General features: G+C 46.7%; 17 protein-coding genes. 14 read left to right on the top strand and 3 right to left on the bottom strand.

Annotation, left to right across the window (positions count from 1 at the left end; translation table 11 throughout):
• Window positions 1–244 precede the first annotated feature (244 nt).
• The 7 genes from DVH26_RS21705 to DVH26_RS21675 all read left to right on the top strand — a co-directional run bounded on the left by DVH26_RS21705 (window position 245) and on the right by DVH26_RS21675 (window position 8,541).
• The gene (locus DVH26_RS21705) at window positions 245–1,207 is read left to right on the top strand and encodes an ABC transporter permease (protein ID WP_239625285.1); all 963 of its coding nucleotides are present in this window, start codon (window positions 245–247) and stop codon (window positions 1,205–1,207) included.
• Window positions 1,208–1,222: 15 nt separating this feature from the next.
• Window positions 1,223–2,137, top strand: a complete 915-nt coding sequence (locus tag DVH26_RS21700; RefSeq protein WP_239625283.1) for a carbohydrate ABC transporter permease — start codon at window positions 1,223–1,225, stop codon at window positions 2,135–2,137.
• 113 nt (window positions 2,138–2,250) lie between these two features.
• Window positions 2,251–3,891 carry a type 2 periplasmic-binding domain-containing protein gene (locus DVH26_RS21695; protein WP_239625281.1) on the top strand — a complete coding sequence of 547 codons (1,641 nt, stop codon included), beginning with the start codon at window positions 2,251–2,253 and terminating at the stop codon, window positions 3,889–3,891.
• 93 nt (window positions 3,892–3,984) lie between these two features.
• Window positions 3,985–6,378 (top strand): glycoside hydrolase family 95 protein, encoded by a 2,394-nt coding sequence (locus DVH26_RS21690; RefSeq protein ID WP_239625279.1) that lies wholly within the window; start codon window positions 3,985–3,987, stop codon window positions 6,376–6,378.
• A 166-nt stretch (window positions 6,379–6,544) separates the two neighbouring features.
• Window positions 6,545–6,724, top strand: a complete 180-nt coding sequence (locus tag DVH26_RS21685) for a hypothetical protein (RefSeq protein ID WP_239625277.1) — start codon at window positions 6,545–6,547, stop codon at window positions 6,722–6,724.
• Window positions 6,725–6,805: 81 nt separating this feature from the next.
• Window positions 6,806–7,621 (top strand): tetratricopeptide repeat protein, encoded by an 816-nt coding sequence (locus DVH26_RS21680; RefSeq protein ID WP_239625275.1) that lies wholly within the window; start codon window positions 6,806–6,808, stop codon window positions 7,619–7,621.
• Between the two features lie 305 nt (window positions 7,622–7,926).
• Window positions 7,927–8,541 carry a class I SAM-dependent methyltransferase gene (locus DVH26_RS21675; protein ID WP_239625272.1) on the top strand — a complete coding sequence of 205 codons (615 nt, stop codon included), beginning with the start codon at window positions 7,927–7,929 and terminating at the stop codon, window positions 8,539–8,541.
• Between the two features lie 178 nt (window positions 8,542–8,719).
• On the opposite strand, the gene DVH26_RS21670 is transcribed toward DVH26_RS21675, so the two are convergent.
• The 3 genes from DVH26_RS21670 to DVH26_RS21660 form a co-directional block, all read right to left on the bottom strand.
• Entirely contained in the window at window positions 8,720–9,361 is a 642-nt protein-coding gene (locus DVH26_RS21670) for an acetyltransferase (protein ID WP_239625270.1), read from the bottom strand.
• Window positions 9,358–10,497 carry a DegT/DnrJ/EryC1/StrS family aminotransferase gene (locus tag DVH26_RS21665; RefSeq protein ID WP_239625268.1) on the bottom strand — a complete coding sequence of 380 codons (1,140 nt, stop codon included), beginning with the start codon at window positions 10,495–10,497 and terminating at the stop codon, window positions 9,358–9,360. Before DVH26_RS21665 ends, DVH26_RS21670 begins: the two co-directional genes overlap by 4 nt.
• A gap of 118 nt (window positions 10,498–10,615) precedes the next feature.
• Window positions 10,616–11,479 carry a glycosyltransferase family 2 protein gene (locus tag DVH26_RS21660; RefSeq protein ID WP_239625266.1) on the bottom strand — a complete coding sequence of 288 codons (864 nt, stop codon included), beginning with the start codon at window positions 11,477–11,479 and terminating at the stop codon, window positions 10,616–10,618.
• 214 nt (window positions 11,480–11,693) lie between these two features.
• Here DVH26_RS21660 and DVH26_RS21655 point away from each other — a divergent pair, with 214 nt between their 5' ends.
• From DVH26_RS21655 to DVH26_RS21630, 7 genes are all read left to right on the top strand, one after another.
• A complete protein-coding gene (locus DVH26_RS21655) occupies window positions 11,694–13,223 on the top strand; it encodes a glycosyltransferase (RefSeq protein ID WP_239625264.1) in 1,530 nt (509 codons plus the stop codon).
• A gap of 544 nt (window positions 13,224–13,767) precedes the next feature.
• The gene (locus DVH26_RS21650; RefSeq protein ID WP_239625262.1) at window positions 13,768–14,799 is read left to right on the top strand and encodes a Cfr family 23S rRNA (adenine(2503)-C(8))-methyltransferase; all 1,032 of its coding nucleotides are present in this window, start codon (window positions 13,768–13,770) and stop codon (window positions 14,797–14,799) included.
• Between the two features lie 178 nt (window positions 14,800–14,977).
• Window positions 14,978–15,121 carry a stalk domain-containing protein gene (locus DVH26_RS37365; RefSeq protein ID WP_481857535.1) on the top strand — a complete coding sequence of 48 codons (144 nt, stop codon included), beginning with the start codon at window positions 14,978–14,980 and terminating at the stop codon, window positions 15,119–15,121.
• 217 nt (window positions 15,122–15,338) lie between these two features.
• Entirely contained in the window at window positions 15,339–16,187 is an 849-nt protein-coding gene (locus DVH26_RS21645) for a dienelactone hydrolase family protein (RefSeq protein WP_239625260.1), read from the top strand.
• 189 nt (window positions 16,188–16,376) lie between these two features.
• Entirely contained in the window at window positions 16,377–16,991 is a 615-nt protein-coding gene (locus DVH26_RS21640) for a 3-keto-disaccharide hydrolase (protein WP_239625258.1), read from the top strand.
• Between the two features lie 335 nt (window positions 16,992–17,326).
• Window positions 17,327–17,944: an FMN-binding negative transcriptional regulator gene (locus DVH26_RS21635; protein ID WP_239625255.1), complete on the top strand. Its 618-nt coding sequence runs from the start codon at window positions 17,327–17,329 to the stop codon at window positions 17,942–17,944.
• A 378-nt stretch (window positions 17,945–18,322) separates the two neighbouring features.
• The gene (locus tag DVH26_RS21630; RefSeq protein ID WP_239625253.1) at window positions 18,323–19,621 is read left to right on the top strand and encodes an ABC transporter substrate-binding protein; all 1,299 of its coding nucleotides are present in this window, start codon (window positions 18,323–18,325) and stop codon (window positions 19,619–19,621) included.
• Window positions 19,622–19,700 lie beyond the last annotated feature (79 nt).

The following is a 19,700-nucleotide window of genomic DNA, read 5'->3' as shown; positions in this document are numbered from 1 at the left end:
ATATGAAGATCGCAGCCCACTTTGCCTGAAAGGCAAGATGGGTCGTGATCTTCTTTTTTTATTACAATGAAACCGCTTGATTACAAGCTATTTTGTATTGTGTAGCGGCAAGTGTACGGTCCGGAGCAAGTGTACCCTGGACGTTGTAACTCAAGTGTACCCCCCGGAAGAAGTGCTTCTAGCCGGACGAGACCGGATACACTACGATCACCTTAGCACATCAATCCAAAAAGGTGGGAGAAAAATGAATGCGCTTCCTGTATCAAAGGATGCCTCGGCAGCCCGTACACATGTCCGTAGAGAAAAAACGGCATGGCAGAAAATCAAAAGGCATTGGCAATTTTATTTGCTGATCCTGCTGCCTCTAGCCAATTTGCTCATCTTTAAGTACATCCCTATGCTGGGGGTGGTAATGGCCTTTAAGGATTACAACGTCAATAAGGGGATGTGGGGAAGCTCGTGGGCGGGCTTCAAATATTTCGACTTGTTTTTCCACAATCCGTACTTTGGCATCCTGCTCAAAAACACGCTCGGAATTAGCCTGTACCATCTGCTCGTCGGGTTCCCCGGTCCCATCATTCTGGCGCTGGCGCTTAACGAGATTCGTAATGGCATATTCAAGCGTACGGTTCAGCTGGTTTCGTATGCGCCGTACTTCATTTCCACTGTTATTATGGTTTCCATTATTATGATCGCGCTTTCGCCGACAACGGGTATTTTGAAATCGGTTATGCAGGCGCTAGGGATGGAGATGCCCAATTTTTTGGGAGACCCCGCCTATTTTAAATCCATCTATGTGTGGTCTGATTTATGGCAAAACGTTGGTTACGGAGCAGTCATTTACTTAGCGGCGCTTTCGGGTATCGATCCCCATTTGTATGAGGCGGCTAAGGTGGACGGTGCCTCGCGATTCCAGAAAATGCTGAACGTTGATCTACCCGGTATTCTGCCAACCGCAACAATTTTACTGATATTAAATGTGGGCAACATCATGCAGATCGGCTTCGAGAAAATTTACCTGCTGCAAAATCCGCTCAACGCCAATGCTTCCGAGGTTATCTCCACCTATGTGTATAAAATGGGGCTGCTCGACTCTAACTTCAGCTTTGGTGCGGCGGTAGGATTGTTCAATTCGTTCGTCAATTTGATTCTGCTCTTGATTGTCAACTTCATAGCCAAACGCATCTCAAGCAACAGCTTGTGGTAGAGAGGAGGGAGAACATTGGATCGCATCATAAGAAGAAAAACAACCGGCTTCATTAGGGATTCGTTCGGGGACAAGATATTTCTCATCGGCATCTATTTATTTTTAATCATCGTGCTTCTGACGATTCTGGTTCCGCTTCTGCATATTGTAAGCGCTTCGTTTAGTAACCCGATGGATGTGACTTCCGGCAAGGTGTGGATTTGGCCAGTCAATCCGACTCTGCTTGGCTACAAAGCGGTCTTCGACAATAACCAAATTTGGTGGGGGTATTGGAACTCCATCGTATATACGGTGCTCGGAACCGTAATCAGCGTCGTACTAACTGTCATGATTGCTTATCCTTTATCCAGAAAAACCTTTTACGGACGCAACGTGCTGATGATTCTTATTGCCTTTACGATGCTGTTTTCCGGGGGGCTGATCCCACTGTATTTGGTGGTCAAATCACTGAATATGGTAGATACCCGATGGGCGCTTCTGCTCCCGCAGGCCTTGGCGGTGTGGCAAATTATTATTGCGAGAACCTTCTTCCAAACGACCATTCCCGATGAGCTAGCCGAGGCGGCGGAGCTGGACGGCTGCAGTGACATGGGCTTCTTGATCAAGATCGTCTTGCCCTTGTCCAAGCCGATTATTGCGGTCATGGTACTCATGTACGCTGTCGGACAATGGAACGCCTACTTCGATGCACTGATTTATTTGAAGTCTCAATCGCTTTTTCCGCTTCAATTGGTGCTGCGAAATATATTGATACTCAACACGGAGACCGGCAACAATTCCAACCTGCAGGAGATGCTCGCCCGTCAAGGAATGAAGGATCTGATGAAATATTCCTTGATTGTAGTTGCCAGCTTGCCGGTGCTGATCATTTACCCGTTTGTGCAAAAGCATTTTGTCAAGGGCATGATGATCGGCTCGATCAAAGGCTGAACGCTGAAATCAAATTTTAATAAGGAGGTGATGGCCATTCAATGGTAATCTATGAGTAGATAGACTGTTCATGAGATAACAATTCATTGAAAGTAAAGGGAGGTTAACGAACAATGAATAAAAAACTGTACGCCGGTCTGTCTGTATGCCTAGCTTCTTCAATAGTCGTTAGCGCTTGCTCCGATTCCCAGCAGAATTCCGCTTCACCGGACGCTAACAATGGGACGGCTTCTGGCGGGCCGGTCACGGTCACCATCTTCGCTCCTCAGGACCCCAATACCGACTACATGACCAATACATTTACAAAGCTTGTGGAAGAGAAGCTAAATATGAAAATCCAATGGACTGTCACGCCTTATGACGCCGCCAAGGAAAAGCGCAAGCTGGCCATCTCGAGCGGCGATTATCCGGATGCTTTTATGAGCCAAAGCTGGGTTGATTCGTTCTCACCTTCTGAGCTCATGAAGTTTGGTCAACAAGGTGTGCTTGTCCCGCTGAATAAACTAATCGACGAGCATGCGCCGGTGCTAAAGAAAAATATGGAGGCAATTCCCTACCTGAAATCAGCCGTAACCGCACCGGACGGCAATATCTACGGCCTACCTCCGGTAAATGAGTGCTATCATTGTTCCTTTCCGTCAAAAATGTGGATCAATACGGGATGGCTGCAGAAGCTGGGGCTTGCGATGCCGAAAACTACGGATGAGTTCAAAAAGGTTCTGCAGGCGTTCAAAACGCAAGATCCTAACGGCAACGGTAAGCAAGACGAGATACCGCTAAGCGGCGCCAATGAAACGTACGGCACGCATGTTACCGCCTTTTTGATGAATGCCTTTGTCTATAACGATGATTCCACCTATTTGGATGTGCAGAATGGGAAGTTAAACGTCGCAGCGATGCAGCCCCAGTGGAAGGAAGGTCTGAAGTATATGGCCTCGCTCTATAAGGAGGGACTGATCGACCCAGGAGCGTTCACGCAAAATGCGGACGCCTTCAAGCAGCTTGGCAATCGTACCGATATGACGCTGCTCGGAGCGGGAGCCGGAATGCATCCGGCCATCTTCATTGACATTGCCGGCAATCCGCAGCAGCAAAATTATGATCCGGTTCCTCCATTGACCGGCCCCCAAGGTGTAAAGTTTGCAACGACAACACCGTTCATTGATGGATTTACGTTTGTGATTACGAATAAGGCCAGTAAAGAAAAGCAAGCTGCACTTATTAAGCTTGCCGATTACTTGGCTTCCGAGGAAGGCACGACGCTCGCCACGATGGGAGAAAAAGGTGTTAACTGGGATGTAGCTAGCGCTAATGACAAGGGTTTGGACGGGCAACCGGCGAAGTATGTACCTGTACAGCGTCCGAAAGGAGAGAAGCCGCTCAACAATAAATGGGGCGAGATCGGCTCGTTCTTGAAGACCAAGGATTACCGTTCTTCCTGGGCGGCTCCTATGGACATTAAGGATGCGGCCGGCTATGAAAGAAGGCTGCACGAGGCGACAAAGCTTTACGATGGCAGTCAGCCGAAGGAAGTGTTACCGAAGATCATTTATTTAGACGAGGCGGCCAATACGGAAGCATCGCTGATGAAGACGAATATTAAAAAGTATGTAGAAGAAAACATGCTGCAATTCATTACGGGAGCGAAGGATATCGACAGCAGCTGGGAGGCATACTTGGCTGGCTTCAAAAACTTGAACGTCGAACGGTTCTTACAAATTTATCAACAAGCCTATGACAAGATGAAGAAATAACGCCGGTATGATGCGGAAAAGGAAGCTTGATGGGATGGTTGCTTCCTTTTCCTATTAAAGCTATCGATAGTAACTCAAGAGAGGGAGAATATCATGAAGCTGCAATATACAAAGCCGGCCAAGGAATGGACGGAGGCGCTGCCGATTGGTAACGGGCGGCTCGGTGCGATGATCTTCGGAGCGGTCGAGCAGGAGCGAATTGAGCTTAACGAGGATACGCTGTGGTCCGGCGGGCCGAAGGATTGGAACAACCCCGAGGCTCTAGCCTCGCTGCCTGAGGTTCGCAGGCTGTTGGATGAAGGCCGATATAGAGAGGCTGATCTGGCATGCAAGAACATGATGGGTCCATATACGCAATCGTATCTTCCCTTCGGCACGTTGAGGCTGTCCTTTGAGCATGGCAGCGTAGCCGCCGCTTATGAACGGGAGCTGTGTCTCGAGGAGGCTCTGGCACGGGTGCAATTTGTCGTAGGTGCTGTTCGATATAGGAGAGAGATGTTCTCCAGCTTTCCCGACCAAGTCATGGCGCTACGTCTTACCTGCAGCGAGCCGGGGATGCTGAGCTTCACGGCAAAGCTGGACAGCAAGCTGAGAGTGCGGACGTTCGTAGATGGGGATAAGTGGGTGATGAGAGGAACCGCTCCAGAGCATGTCGACCCGAGCTACTACAGAGAAAATCTGAGGCCGATCCGCTACGGGGAGACCGAAGAGGGTGGCGCGATGACGTTTGAGGGCAGGCTGGCTGCGACTGTGGAAGGCGGCTGGCTTCAGCTGGACCACGATGGTCTGCATGTCCGAGGGGCTACGTGTGCGACGCTGTACTTCAGTGCTGCAACAAGCTTTAATGGCTTTGATTGTGAGCCGGGTAAGCAAGGCAGGTTGGCCGGAGAACGCGCGGAAGCATCCCTGGCTGCCGCTATGCAGTACACGTATCAAGAGCTGCGGGAACGGCATGTGAAGGACTATCGGAGTCTCTACGAGCGGGTGTCGATCCGCTTAGGGAATCGGGTTAGCCCTGAGGACATGCCGACGGATGCACGAATTATGACCTATGGAGCGAACGATCCGGACTTGGCAGCGCTGCTGTTCCAATACGGCAGATACTTGATGATTGCTAGCTCCAGACCAGGGACCCAGCCGGCGAATCTGCAGGGAATATGGAATCAGGACACGCGTCCGCCTTGGAGCAGCAACTTTACGCTGAATATTAATACCGAGATGAACTATTGGCCGGCGGAAACGTGCAACTTAGCCGAATGCCATGAACCGCTGATCAATTTTATCGGCCGCCTGGCCGTAACGGGCAGACGAACGGCTCAGGTCAATTACGGAGCAGCGGGGTGGACGGCGCATCATAACTCCGATATTTGGGCGCAAAGCGCTCCGGTCGGTGCCTACGGTCACGGCGATCCCGTCTGGGCGCTTTGGCCGATGGCGGGTGCCTGGCTCTGCCAGCACTTGTGGGAGCACTACGCCTTCGGGCAGGATGAGGGGTATTTGCGAGACACGGCCTATCCGATCATGAAGGAGGCGGCGAAGTTTTGCCTCGATTGGCTTATTGAGAACGAGGATGGCTATCTGGTCACGAAGCCATCCACCTCGCCGGAGCATAAATTCAGGACGGAAGATGGCCTTGCCGGCGTATGCACCGCAGCTACCATGGATCTGGCCCTAATCTGGGATCTGTTTACCAACTGCTGCGAGGCGGCGGAGCTACTGGAGCAGGATGCTGAGTTCAAGAGGGAGCTTTCGGACGCACGGAACCGCTTGCTCCCGCTTCGCATCGGACGCTACGGCCAGCTGCAGGAATGGTCGGAGGATTTTGAGGATCAGGACGTGCACCATCGGCATGTGTCGCATTTATTCGGCGTATTTCCCGGGAGGCAGCTCCATGGGACAGATACACCGGAGCTATTTGATGCAGCACGGACCTCCTTGGAACGGAGGGGCGATGGCGGTACGGGCTGGAGCCTGGGCTGGAAGATTTGCCTATGGGCCCGCTTCCATGACGGCAATAGGGCGCTTGGACTTATTTCCAATTTGCTGCGCTTGGTGAAGGAGGACGAGATAGAATTCACTGGAGCGGGTGTGTATGCGAATTTATTCGACGCTCATCCTCCTTTCCAAATTGACGGTAACTTTGCTGCTGCCGCCGGGATTGCGGAGATGCTGCTGCAGTCAGAGCGGAACGTGCTGCACCTGCTGCCGGCGCTGCCGGATGCCTGGAGCTGCGGTTCGATCAGCGGACTGCGCGCCAGAGGCGGATACACAGTCAGCATGGAATGGGAGGCGGGGATGCTGGCTTCTGCGACTATTAGTTCTGTTCAGGGAGGTACTTGCCGAGTGCTTGCACAGACTTCATTGCGGGTGGAGGATGCGTCTGGCGCTGCGGTTGCATGCAATGAACGTGAAGGGGTGCTGACTTTCTTAATGCCTTCCGGACAAACCTATCGGTTGGTTCCAAGACAGGAGATCTCTTCAAGTTGAATGTAGCTGAATCCGCCGGATCCGGCAGTCCATGAAGTCCATAAAGTCCATGAAGTCGAACAAACGGATTGCATGATGACATTTTCTTAATCATGATGCGTATCGTAGATAAGCTTGGTTGGAATGCAGCATTCTGACCAAGCTCTTTCTGTTCAGCAGGGCCGATATGAATCAAAATCGCGGAGCTTATGCAAAAGAGGGCGCCAAGGTTTCAGCAGGGGGCGGAACTGAGATGGGCGTCGTATTCGACGTAGAGAAAAACAGAAGATATCCGCATTCTTCATATATAAACGGAACCGTTATCACAGCAGACGGCGGTTTGGATGGCATATTAACGATTTGGTAATTACAAGTTTTAAGACTCCATTTGGCTAAATCTCCGCTTCCGGCTATTATAGTACTAGTGTGGAAAAAGGGGGATGGTTCAATGAAGCCGCTTATCAAACTGGCGCTTACCGGCGCCGCACTTGTACTAATTGTGTTTATTGCATTCAGGCTGTATACGCTGCTCGGATGGGGGCTTGTTATCATTCTGATTGGGGGGATGGTGTATGCTTCCAGATCGAACTACTATGCCATTCGCGGGAGCACGGCATTCGCAGCCGACCAGTTCGAGCAGGCGCTTGCCTGGTACCGGAAAGCCTATGCCAGCAAGCCGTGTCCGGAGAAGCATCAGGTCGGCTATGCCTATATGCTGATGAGGACTGGCGACCCGGAACAAGCGGTGGCTGTGCTGCAAAAGCTGCTTAGTCGCACCGCGAATCACGAGATAAGGATGCAGGCTCGCTGCAACCTGGCTACCGCATATTGGCTGCAGGGGAAGCGGGACGATGGCATCAAAGAGCTGGAAGGCGTATTCGAGCAATACAAAAACACGTTGGTCTACGGCAATCTGGGCTATTTCAAGCTGATGCACGGAGACCTGAACGAATCACTGGAGTTCAATCTTGCTGCGTATGCGTTCAACAACGATGACAAGACGATTCTGGACAACTGCGCATTGAACTATTACATGCTTGGCCAAATGACGGAGGCGGAAGCGATGTTCGAGCAACTGATATCCAAATCGCCGAAACGCGCCGAGCCTTACTATTACTATGCACTTACCCTTAACAAGCTAGGGAAGAAGGAGGAAGCCGCCGAACAGATTAAGCTGGCGCTTAGTAAAGATTTATCCTTCCTGACAACCGTGACACGATTCGAAATTGAAGAGGTGGCCAAAGAGATGGACGCAGAACAATAGGCGTTCTTGGCATTGCGCAACGGTACATACATGAAGAAAGCTCCACCTTAAATAATGCCCCGTCCCAATATCATCATCAGGTTCGATGAGAGGGAAACGGGGCGTTTGTTTTGAATATTCAAGTCAACTCGAAATAAGAAGTGAGTTAAGCTGTCAGGGGCCAAAAGCAGTGTTTAAAGCGGAGGAAGCCTCGTTAAGCTAAATGGCAGATTGGTTGAATTGTGGCGAGAAGAGTCGTATCCTATAGAAAGACAAGTTTATTTAGTGTGCATGCTTGTTTATTAAGATTGATAGGAGTGAGAATAATGGGAAATACGGATAAGTTTGAAATGATTGCTAATATATATGACACTCCTGAAAGAATCCAAATTGCGAAGGTATCCTCAGATGCCATCCGTAATTATTTAGTTGATACCAAAAGTAAGAATGCCATTGATTTTGGGTGCGGAACCGGTCTTGTGGGAATGAACTTGTTAAACGAGTTTCATTCTATGCTTTTTCTGGATACGTCACAAAACATGATTAATCAAATGAAGCAAAAAATAACTGATTTTAATATCCAAAATGTAGATACATTATGCTTTGATTTTGAAAAGGAAAGTCTTTCGAATCTAAAGGCCGACTATATTTTCATGGCACAGGTTCTACTCCATATTCATGATGTTGAGATGAGTTTATCAAGATTATTTGATGTTCTTAATGAAGGAGGACATCTTCTGATCGTAGATTTTAATAAAAATGAAAACATAGCTTCAGATATTGTCCATAACGGTTTTAATCCAGGAGAGCTATCCGACGTCATGGCTAAAATAGGGTATACGGATATTCAATTCGATACTTTTTATACTGGGAGTAAAATATTCATGGGACAAGATGCGTCTATGTTTATTCTTGATTCAAGAAAGGGCAGGGGGCAATAGCGTTACTGCCATTGTCCAAATATATATTCGTCAAAAAAGGTACAGCCTCTTCAATTTTATTGAAGATCTGTACCTTTTTTTATGTGACGATTTTTTTCAGTGGCCTCGTAAGGGGAAGCTGGATCTTCAAATTGTAATTGGTTTAAGGACAATAGTAGGGACATTGTAGTTGATAGGGTCAAACATTATCAAGCCGTTTCTTGATGACGGCTGGAACCCCCGCGGCCATTGTAAAGTCAGGTATATCATCTTTGACAAAGGCTCCGCCGCCAATCATAGACCAGCAGCCGATGCGGCATTTCTCACGAACCGAAGAGCCGATGCCGATGTAAGCTCCTTCGCCTATGGACACGTTACCCGCCAGATTCACGCCCGGGGCGATGGTGACATAATCGTCAATGACCGTATCATGACTGATGTTGGCGCTTCGATTGATTATGACGTGGCATCCGATCTGGATATTATCGGTAAGGATGGCCCCCTCGCAAATCATGCTGCCTTGCCCCACGATATTTCTCTTCGACAAACGAACATGCGGATGAACTAGGGGGTCTGGGATTCGGAATCCCGACCGGATGGCATCGTTAGCGAACCGCTTCTTTAACGCCGGGTCCCCGACCCCGGCACATACGATCTCGACCTCATGCCGCATCGCTGCGATATCGGCAAGCGTTCCCAATACGGTAACCCCATTCACCAGTTGGCCCTTCATTTCAGGCCGTTCGTCCAGAAAACCCAGCACCTGCACTCCCAGTTCCTCACAAAGCCAGTTGACCTCGCGGGCGTGTCCGCCCGATCCCCAAATGACAATCTTTCTCATATGGCGTTCTCCTCGGTCATACTTCCAAGCACCTTCACTATTCGCCTAACGGTGGCCTCATTCATTTCTTCCCAGAGCGGCAGACTGACAATACGGTCTGCAATCCATTCCGTCGCCCGAAGATCGGAATGGGAGCAGCTTTGAAACTGCTTCTGCTGATGGCATGCCGGGGAGAAGTAAGTGCGGGCTTCTATCGAATGGGAGGCTAACTTCCGGATGACTTCCCGGTTACCCGAAGAGTCCGGGCTTAGCATAGAGAAAAATTGCAGGGGTACCTGGCCTTGCATCTTTTGGGAAGACCATCCCCGCAGCAATAAATTCTGTTGCTGTAGTTCACGGTGATAATAACCAATAATCGTTTGTCTTCGCTCCCGTACTGCCTGGAATCCTTCAAGAGTAGCCAAGGCGATAGCGGCGGTATATTCGGATAATTTGCTGTTTAAGCCTAACATAACGGATTCCCTTGAGCTGGAGAAGCCGAAGTTACCGGCTTGTCGGATTCGTTGAATGAGATTCTGGTCCGCGCTATATACGAGCCCGCCTTCTCCGACGCCAAATGTTTTGGTTGCGTGAAAGCTGAACACCACGGCTCCACCGAAGCCTTTACCGAATTGTGCAGTATTCTCTGCAGCAGTCGTTCCAAAGCTGGCAGCCGCATCGATGACGACCGGAATTCCATCCTGCAGAAGTTTATCGTATAGGGTTAAATCGATAGCTGAACCGAAAGTGGCGTAGGGAACGACCACCGCGATCTGATCGCCCAACCGCCCGACCGTCTCCTCCAATTGCGCTCTGTTCATTTGCCAATCGTCCGGTTCGATATCCAGAAAATAGGGCTCAAGCCCGCACCACTCGGCGGCTAGAGGGGTAGCTGCAAAAGTAAAGCTGGGCATCACCGCATATTTGCCTCGGGGCCGCTTGCATTGGGAAATCGCCAGCATCAGCCCGATCGTAGCGTTATGCACCGTAACGGCTGCGCCGGTGCCACCGAACATTTGGGCAATCACCCGTGTTTCAAACAGATGATTTAATGGTCCGTAATTGGAGTAAATCCTGCTTGCTTCTATGTTTTCAAAATAAGGAAGCAACTGCTCTTTTTTGACTAGATTCGGTCGCAAGAACGGAATATCATACATAAGGCAACCACTTCCCTCTGGAATCCTCTTTCGAATTAAAGTGTGCATACCTTATCATATGAACCCATCGATTGGGTGGAACGGCGAATAACAGGCACTCCGATTTCACGTTAGTTCATTATGATGTATTCAAGATCGAATCGATTCGCTGAATGTCCGCTGCAAATTGAGGGTACCCCTGCACACGCTTGCGGTAAGCAAGAAGGGCGGTTTCGAACAATTCCTTCGTCTCTAGAAACCCGTCTTCTCTGGAGGCAATCATGATATCCAGCCATTCGCTGAACGCCTTGAAGCCAAGCGTATTGTTATTTTGGTTGGCATGTAATCGAAAATAACTGAGAGCTTCCGGAATATACACCGCCTTTCCTTTGGACAACAGAAACAACCAGGCTGCCATATCGTTGATAAGCGAATACTGCTTCCCGCGGTATACTCCGAACGGTTCGGTAAGGTCCGCTTTCTTGAATAAAACGGTCGTCGGCTCGCCTATGACATTTAAGCAGCGGGTTAATGCGATATTCCCTAGCATTTTTCCATCCATCACTCTGATTTCCTCATAGAGTTTGACCGTTGCAGCGAGCGGAGCAAGAAAGCTCCCCGATTCATTGATGGTTTGCCTGTAGGAGGTGACCAGCGTAATGTTTTCGAATTCGTGAAAAAATCGAAGCATTTTGGAGATTTTCTCTTTATGAAATACGTCGTCATCCATCAAGTAATTGATATATTCCCCCGACGCCAGATCGAAGCACTTGTGCCAGTTTTCAAGAAAGAGGTTTTTCTCGTTTTTGTAATATTTGACTTGGGGATAGTAAGGCAGATAAGCTGCTTCCAGCATTTGCTGCACTTCGTTATTGGAGCTGTCGTCGCATATGACGATTTCGATATTGGGATAGGTTTGCTCGAGTATGCTGTCCATGGCGATTTTTAGCGTATGGGGCCGGTTATAAGCGGGAATAACGACACTAACCAGCGCATGTTGCAAGATAACTCCACCTTTCTAATCATGAGTGGCGTCCCGCCTTGTACGAGAGATTGCTACCTTCCAGAGTATTCGTTGTCAAGCGAAATGTGCGTTCATACAAGGCATTTAGGCGGACAAATATGAGAACAGCGGAATAAACTGCGAATGTTAAAAAGAGTATGGATCGGCACTTCAGCTCTCGCTCATGTTTGCCATCTAAGAAGGGGGAATCAGCTTGTCGTCGGACTTCACTCCTTTATTAACAGTGCATCTGTTTGTGACAGACAAGATTTCTAAGAATTTATTGAAAGAACCGATATTAAGGTTAGAAGAGAACCACATCACTGTGAAAATGTATGGGCCTGATGATCCACTAATTGATGCCGCCCCCAGAAAGCCACGCGTCTATGTTTCCATGGGCGAGGACTGGAAACCTTTTACATCTCTAATATCTCTGCCTGTTCAGGAAAAAAAACGTTGGCTGCACTTCCAATCGCCTGATGAACTCGAATCGTATAAATTGTTTTATTGCTGGCTCCGTGGGACGGATCCTCTCCCTGAAAACAAACCCATTCCTCCAACCCGATTTTCTTCCAATACGCCTCTGATCTCCGTGTTCACAGCCAGCTATAGGTCAAAGGAAAAAATTCAACGTCCTTATCGATCGCTGTTAAATCAGACTTACCCGAACTGGGAATGGGTCATTGTGGACGATTCTGGAGATGACGATGAAACTTACAAGAATGACTTGCTCCCATTAAAAGACCCGCGCGTGCGGAGGTATCGCCAGGATTCTCGCAATGGCTATATCGGGGCGCTCAAAAGGTATGCCGCAGGTCTTTGTACAGGGGAAATCTTAGTAGAGCTGGATCATGATGACGAGCTGATGCCTGACTGCCTGGAGAAGATTGTTCGGGCATTTCAGCAAAATCCCGAATGCGGCCTGGTTTACGGGGATTGCACCGAGGTGTACGCAGAGAACCTTCAAGCGCATTGGTACGGATGGGATTGCGGATTTGGTTACAGCTTATATTATCGGGTCTGGATGCATGATATGAACCGCTGGCAAAATGGGCAGCGACATACGACGATCAACGGCAATACGGTCCGCCATTTAGTCGGTTTGCCGAATCATCCTCGCGCATGGTCCCGGGATTGTTATCATCTGATCGGAGGGCATCGTGACGAGCTGCTGGTTGCGGACGATTACGACATGCTGATTCGAACGTTTCTTTGTAGTAAGTTTGCGGCCGTTCCCGATTTACTTTATATCCAGTATAGAAACGAAAAGGGGAACAACACCACTTTTCTAAGAAATAAGCAAATTCAAATTTTGGTTAGAGAGCTAGAACGAGTTTACCACGATAGAATTCATTCGAGGCTGAGCGAGTTGGAGCTGCCGGAGCAGCTGCCGTACAGCCGTGTATGGGAGACCCCGCTTCACGATCCCGCCCGAAAAACAGCTCACGTCATTCATGAAGACACGACCCGGGTTTCGATATTGTTCCCAATTCCATACTCTCATCCGGAAACGGAGCATACTCAATTAACTAAGACCCTCATGAAGGGTATGGAGTCGGGCTTTAAGAACACCGAGGTTATTGTTGTGGGCCGTATCCCCAAAGAGGTGGAGTCTTACGCGTCCCAAGCGCCTACGGGGGCGATCCGCTGGTGGCCAATGGAGCTGGAAGATTCACTGGAGACTTGCATCCAATATGCGAAGTATTGTGCATCTTGTAAAGAGAAAGTGGTTGTGATGCCTTAAGAGATAGGTCAGCATCAAGTGCCAATTCCAATTTGGAGAGCAGGTTGAAACGAAAGTGTGATTATGCTAAGATATTAGCAAATTTACTGACAGGAGTTGAGGGGAATAATGTAAAATTTCTTGCTTATTACAAAGATAAAACATCCGCTGTTTTATTCTTTGAAGCAAGAAAGTTACTTATTCTCTTCACTCAAAGTGTATACATTGCTAATCCAGTAATTGCTTTGGACTAGTTGTAACTATTTGGGCTACAAGAAAAGTAACTTTCTTGTAGCCCTTTTACTTTTGGACGAAAACTTTCTTTTATTTTAGGAGGCTGAAATAAATGTTTGAGGTTGTAAATGATTGTGTGAACCGTTCATTGTCCGTTGGCACGGTTCACGATCAAACTAAACGGAAGCCGGAGCATTTTCCATCTATTGATAGATGCACGTAGCGACTTAGCTACAAGCTTCGTGGGTTAAATCTAGTTGGTTAATGTATGTGTTAATGCTCCAATAAAGGATGCTAATAACATTTTCTCCGGCTCAAGAGGAGAAAAGACATGAAATCAACTTCGAAATATGAAAAGATTCAACACATATTGACATGTTTAAACCAACCTGCATATCGGTTCCAACAAATCGTGGATGCTATCTTCAAGCAAAGAATTGGTGAATATGATCAAATGACCATGTTACCCAAAAGTATACGAAACGAATTAATTGTAAACCTTGGAGAAAACGTTTTGAACTTAGCTCCTGTCATGCAAAAATCATCCAAACAAGTGAACAAGGTGCTTTTTTCCATACAGGGTGATGAACATATTGAAGCGGTTCAACTAAGGTATGAGCGCGGCTGGAATTCATACTGCATTTCCAGTCAGTGCGGATGCGGATATGGATGTCGTTTCTGTGCTACAGGGACTATCGGACTGAAACGAAATCTAACAGCTGATGAAATTACCGATCAATTGTTATATTTTCATTTTAACGGTCAAGCCTTGGATAGTGTTTCATTCATGGGAATGGGGGAGGCTTTGGCCAATCCGTATATTTTCGACGCACTCAAGATTCTAACAGATTCACGAATCTTTGGATTAGGCCATCGAAGAATTACAGTTTCTACTATCGGCATTTTGCCAGGTATCGATCGTCTGACACGGGAATTTCCGCAGGTTAACCTTACCTTTTCACTGCATTCTCCGTTCGACGAACAGCGTAGCGGGCTAATGCCCATTAACAGCCGATTCCCTCTTAATGCTGTGTTGAACAAGCTGGATCAGCATATTCGTAATACAGGCAGAAAAGTATATATTGCATATATTTTACTCCGAGGAGAAAACGATTCAAATGAGCATGCGGAGGCTATCGCTGCATTGTTAAAGGACAGAGGTCCTTGGGAACATTTATTTCATGTCAATTTGATTCCCTACAATTCAACCGACGTAACGTCAGAGATCTACCATCAATCGGACAAAGCCCGGGTTCAAAGGTTTGTCAGTATTTTGAAGTCAAAGGGAATTAATGTCACTGTGCGAACTCAATTCGGAACCGACATAGATGCAGCATGCGGTCAACTATACGGACACAAGTAAGTGGCGGTGAATCGCTATAGCAGCAATAAAAATATTGGTTGCAGACGATGAGGAGAACATCACGGACGTATGTTCTCGTTATTTGCTAACGAGTGAAATGAAATGTTATGCTGACCAAGGACAAGTCGGCGATGATGGATAAGAAAATGGACGATGCCATGATGGACATGTCGAGATTATGGTTAGAGTTGGAAGCGGCATGTTGGTAGTCAACGGCTCGGAAAAAATGTCAGCAAGCGCAGCGGTCATTATTAACGATAGAACCTACGTAGGCAAAGATGTTGTAGATCAGTTCCTAATGTCCAATACTATGATGAAGTAAAAGCAGGCGCTTCCCTCTTGGGGGAGCGCTATTTTATCACACTTTATCCCGAGCATGCGAGTTCGAATGTGACCACAAAAATCCAGATAAAGGCTCACAGCAAGAACAGATGCTTGTTTCGATTTAAAATTACTAGATCATAGACGAGCTTTCCAATATCTCCCTAGATATGATAATCTTAATGAGAATAGCCTCTTTCAAAGGAGTGTGTACAGGAATGGAATTGCTAACAAAATGGGTTCATTACGGTAGTGACAATGCATATAGCGGTTATCTCGCTAAACCTGCAGCGGCTATCGGTACGCAACCTGCCGTCATCGTGTTACAAGAAATATGGGGTGTTGATGGACATATTCAAAGTGTGACGGATCGTTTGGCTATGTCTGGCTATGTCGCATTCGCTCCGGATTTGTATGCATTAAACGGCAAACATCCTGAACCGCTTAAACCTGAGCGAATCGCACAGTTAAAGGCTTTCATGGATTCGCTTCCAATAGGTGTTTGGGGTAATCCGGAAGCACGTTCACAAGCACTTGCTGAAAAATCAGAGGAAGAACGGGAAGCGTTAGAGGAAACACAGAAGATGATTTTCCAGCGTGACATCCCCGCGTTTTTACAGAGAGTGACAGCCGCAACGGAGTACTTGCGTGAACAGGAGCCGGCATCTCGCGGAAAGCGGGTTGCATCCGTCGGATTTTGTCTTGGCGGCGCGTTGTCGGCGCAGCTTGCATGTCTCGATTCGAAGCTGGCAGGAGCCGTTATTTTCTACGGAAATGCGCCTCAAACGGAACAACTTCTAAATATCGAGTGTCCAGTAATCGGCTTCTATGGCGGCAAGGACGCAAGGATAACAGATGGAGTACCGGCATTTGCAGAAGCGATGAATGCAGCTGGCAAAAGCTTCGTCCCCCATGTATATCCGGAAGCACCTCATGCTTTTTTCAATGATAGTAGAACTAGTTATCGAGTGGATGCCGCTCGAGATGCTTTCGCACGTACCCTGGCATTCCTGAATGAATGCCTGAGCGAACCGAATGCTGAACAGGTTCGGCTGCCTAACAGTTAACAATAGTGTAATAAACAGAGAACACATGTGTCTGCAGTTGTTCTCTGTTCTCATTCCAGTCAGGAGTGCTTTGCGGTGTGAGAACACCTTATAGTAGCCGAAGAGTTCGAAAACAGCCAAGTTGAGCACGGTATGCTTACGGATATGTGTCTTCATTCATAGTTAATTAATTTATTAGGAGGAATAACAATGAATGTTCTGACGGAAGAAGAAATTAATTCAGGTTATCGGCTGTTGTTTGACGGGGAAACACTGAACGGCTGGGCTGCAACGAAACATCCAGATGGGTGGCTGGTACAGGGTGGAAATATCGTTTGTAAGGGGGAGAGCAACGGATATCTGTATACTGTAGACCAGTTTGAAAATTTTATTATCCATTTGGAATACAAAGCGGCATCAAAGACCAATAGCGGGATTTTTTTTAGGTGGTCAGACCTTCAGGATCCGGTGAATACGGGGCTTGAAATGCAAATATTGGATACCTACGATCAGGAAAAGATGAGTAGAAACAGCTCGGGTGCTTTATATGATCTGGTTGCTCCCTCCTCGAATACAGTACGTCAGGCGGGGGAATGGAATCAAATACGGATTACATGCGATAACAATCAAATTGAGCTCATGTTGAATGGCGTCGTGGTAGTTGAAGCAGATATAGATCAATGGTCTGTTGCCGGTAAAAACCCGGACGGTACGGACAATAAATTCAAGTACGCTTGGCGGGATCTCCCGCGATCAGGTCACATTGGACTACAGGACCACGGGGGCTATGTAGAATTTCGCAATATAAAAATGATTTCCTTATAGATTTTTAGTTCAGTGGCAGCCGCTTACCAGAACTTCATTCGATAATCGGTTATTTTACGTTTCAATCTGCGGGCCATAGCATAGGGTGCTTAAATTCTTTCAACTAACAGGAAACGATTGCTTAAATACAATCAAGACGCGGCTGCCGGCATGAATTGGCAGCCGCGTTATTTTACGAGCAGGATTGTAGAATATCGAAACCGAGCAGGGTAATACTAGAATTTTATCAATGGTTCACTAAAATTTTTGCAAATCGGATCTTTTAGTAATCCGCTCTTTTACACTACTATTTGTTTATGATTACTAACATTATAACGTAAGAGAGGGAAGACCATATGTATATACCTTCGCATTTTGAAATTACGGATGTATCCGTTGCCTACAAGATTATTAAAGAAAATAGTTTTGCTACTTTGTTTTCTCAACATGATGGAACACCTTTTGCCACCCATTTGCCCTTACTTCTCGATAATAATCATATGCATCTAGTCGGACATTTTGCTCGTCCCAATCCTCAATGGAAAGACATTAGGAATCAAAGTGTGTTAGGAGTATTTCATGGTCCTCATTGTTATATCTCTCCGTCTTGGTATGAGACCAATAAGGCAGTTCCAACATGGAACTACGTGACTGTTCACGTATATGGGGAAGTTGAACTCATAGATAACGAAGATGAGTTGATGGCTTCCTTAAATGATATGGTATTAAAGTACGAAGCTCCTAATAGCTCCTACAGTTTGCGTGATATAGATCCCGGCTTTCTAAGCGGTTTGAACAAGGGAGTTCAAGGCTTTAAATTGAAAATTAACAGGATAGAAGGGAAAGCAAAGTTAAGCCAAAATCATTCAATACAACGACAGGAATTGGTTATTCAACAGCTTGAGAAAATCCAAAATACTGACGAGCAAAGAATTTCTTCTCTTATGAAACAAAATCTTAGGCCATTAAGCTAACGGTATTTCCGTTAACCACAACAGAACAAAAGCAGCCTTAATCCGGTTTTCAATCACGATTATAGGCTGCTTTGTTTTTTTCACGTATCGCTACCGCTTCACCGAGAGAGGAAGGATCTATTATAACAGTTAATAGAGTGTTGACCAAAGAGTATAAATGTATATACAATATATTTACAAGTGAACTTGCGGATGTTATAATCCGATCAATCACAGAAATACACATTCAGTTGTAACCGTATTTGAATTAATAAATAGGGGGGATGAAATGAGCGTTTGTCAATATCTATTATGTGCAAATTCATTTTTTCGAAAGCGCCTTCATTGTTTTTGATCGTTGGAAAACTTGCATCATTATTTGAATGGAGGGATACTGTGGTGAAAAAAATTATTTTTGTAACGTCCATTGCCATGATCGTCTTTTCGGGATGTTCAACTATCAACAAGGAAGGAAAGAGCGAGTCAACGGATACACCCGCCGTCAATAATCCACCGGTTACTTTAACAATCGGAATGCCTAGCGGTTGGATGACCGACGAAGAAATGAAACGATACATAACGGACCCCGTAAGCAAGAAATATCCATGGATCACTGTGCAAATGATACCGTATGTCCAGGGGAAAATGCTGCCTGAGCTCGTAGCTGCCGGCCAAACACCAGATATCGTCATCGATAGCAACGTTGGCGGCTTTTCTACCTGGAGGGATTTGGATTTAGTCATTTCCTTATCCGACCTGATCAAAAAGTATAATTTAGATCTTGGGCGCTTTGAACCGGAGGCTCTTGATGCGATTAAAGCAGGCACACAAAGGGAAGATCTTATTGCAATCCCTTACTGGAGACATTTCTCAGCACTATATTACAACAAAGAAATATTCGATAAATTCGGTATGCCCTATCCAAAAGACGGCATGACTTGGGATGACGTATATGAGCTAGCCAAAAAATTGACTAAACTCGATAGCGGGATTCAGTATCGCGGATTGGAACCGAATGTGACTGAACGAATGGCGTCCCAGTTAAGTCTGCCCTTTGTTGATCCCAAGATGAACAAATCACTCCTTAATTCGGATCAATGGCAGAAGGTATTAAGCAATGCGGCCAGGATTCGACAAATCCCAGGCAACGAGCAGATTACCTATAACTCGGCTGCCAACGATCTCTTGTTAAAAGGTACCCTAGCCATGATCGCTTCGGTCAATATTATTTACGAGGGAAAATTATATACGAATCCCGATATATGGGATATCGTTAGTTATCCAACATGGCCGGAGGCACCAGGCACCGGAATGAGGGTAGACGAGCATGCGATGGGAATTTCATCAACCAGCAAGAATAAGGATGCTGCTTTTCAGGTGATTTTAACAATTACTTCCGATGAAGTTCAGACGGATATGTCGAAGCAAGCCCGGGTCAGCATCCTTAAAGATGCTAAGATAAGAGACGCATTCGGCTCCAATATTGAGTTTCTGAAGAACAAAAACGTTCAAGCCATCTACAAAACAAGACCGGCGAAATCGTTCACTCCAACAAAATATGATTCAATAGCAAGTGGCGCTATTAACGAAGCGCTGAAGGATATAGTCGAGAAAGGTAAGGACGTGAATACGGCATTAAGAGAAGCGGATGAGAAAGCGAACCAGAGAATACGTGAGAAAGAAGCCGGCGCCAAATAATTGGGTCCGAAACCTTGCTTGTTGATCCGTTCTCAGAATCTTATGTAATGTAAATGATATAATTGAATATACATTATAT

The sequence above is a fragment of the Paenibacillus sp. H1-7 genome, assembly GCF_022354825.1.
Taxonomy (GTDB): Bacteria; Bacillota; Bacilli; order Paenibacillales; family NBRC-103111; genus Paenibacillus_S.
The sequence above is the reverse complement of the archived record's forward strand: the minus strand, read 5'-3'. Positions and strand labels throughout refer to the sequence as shown.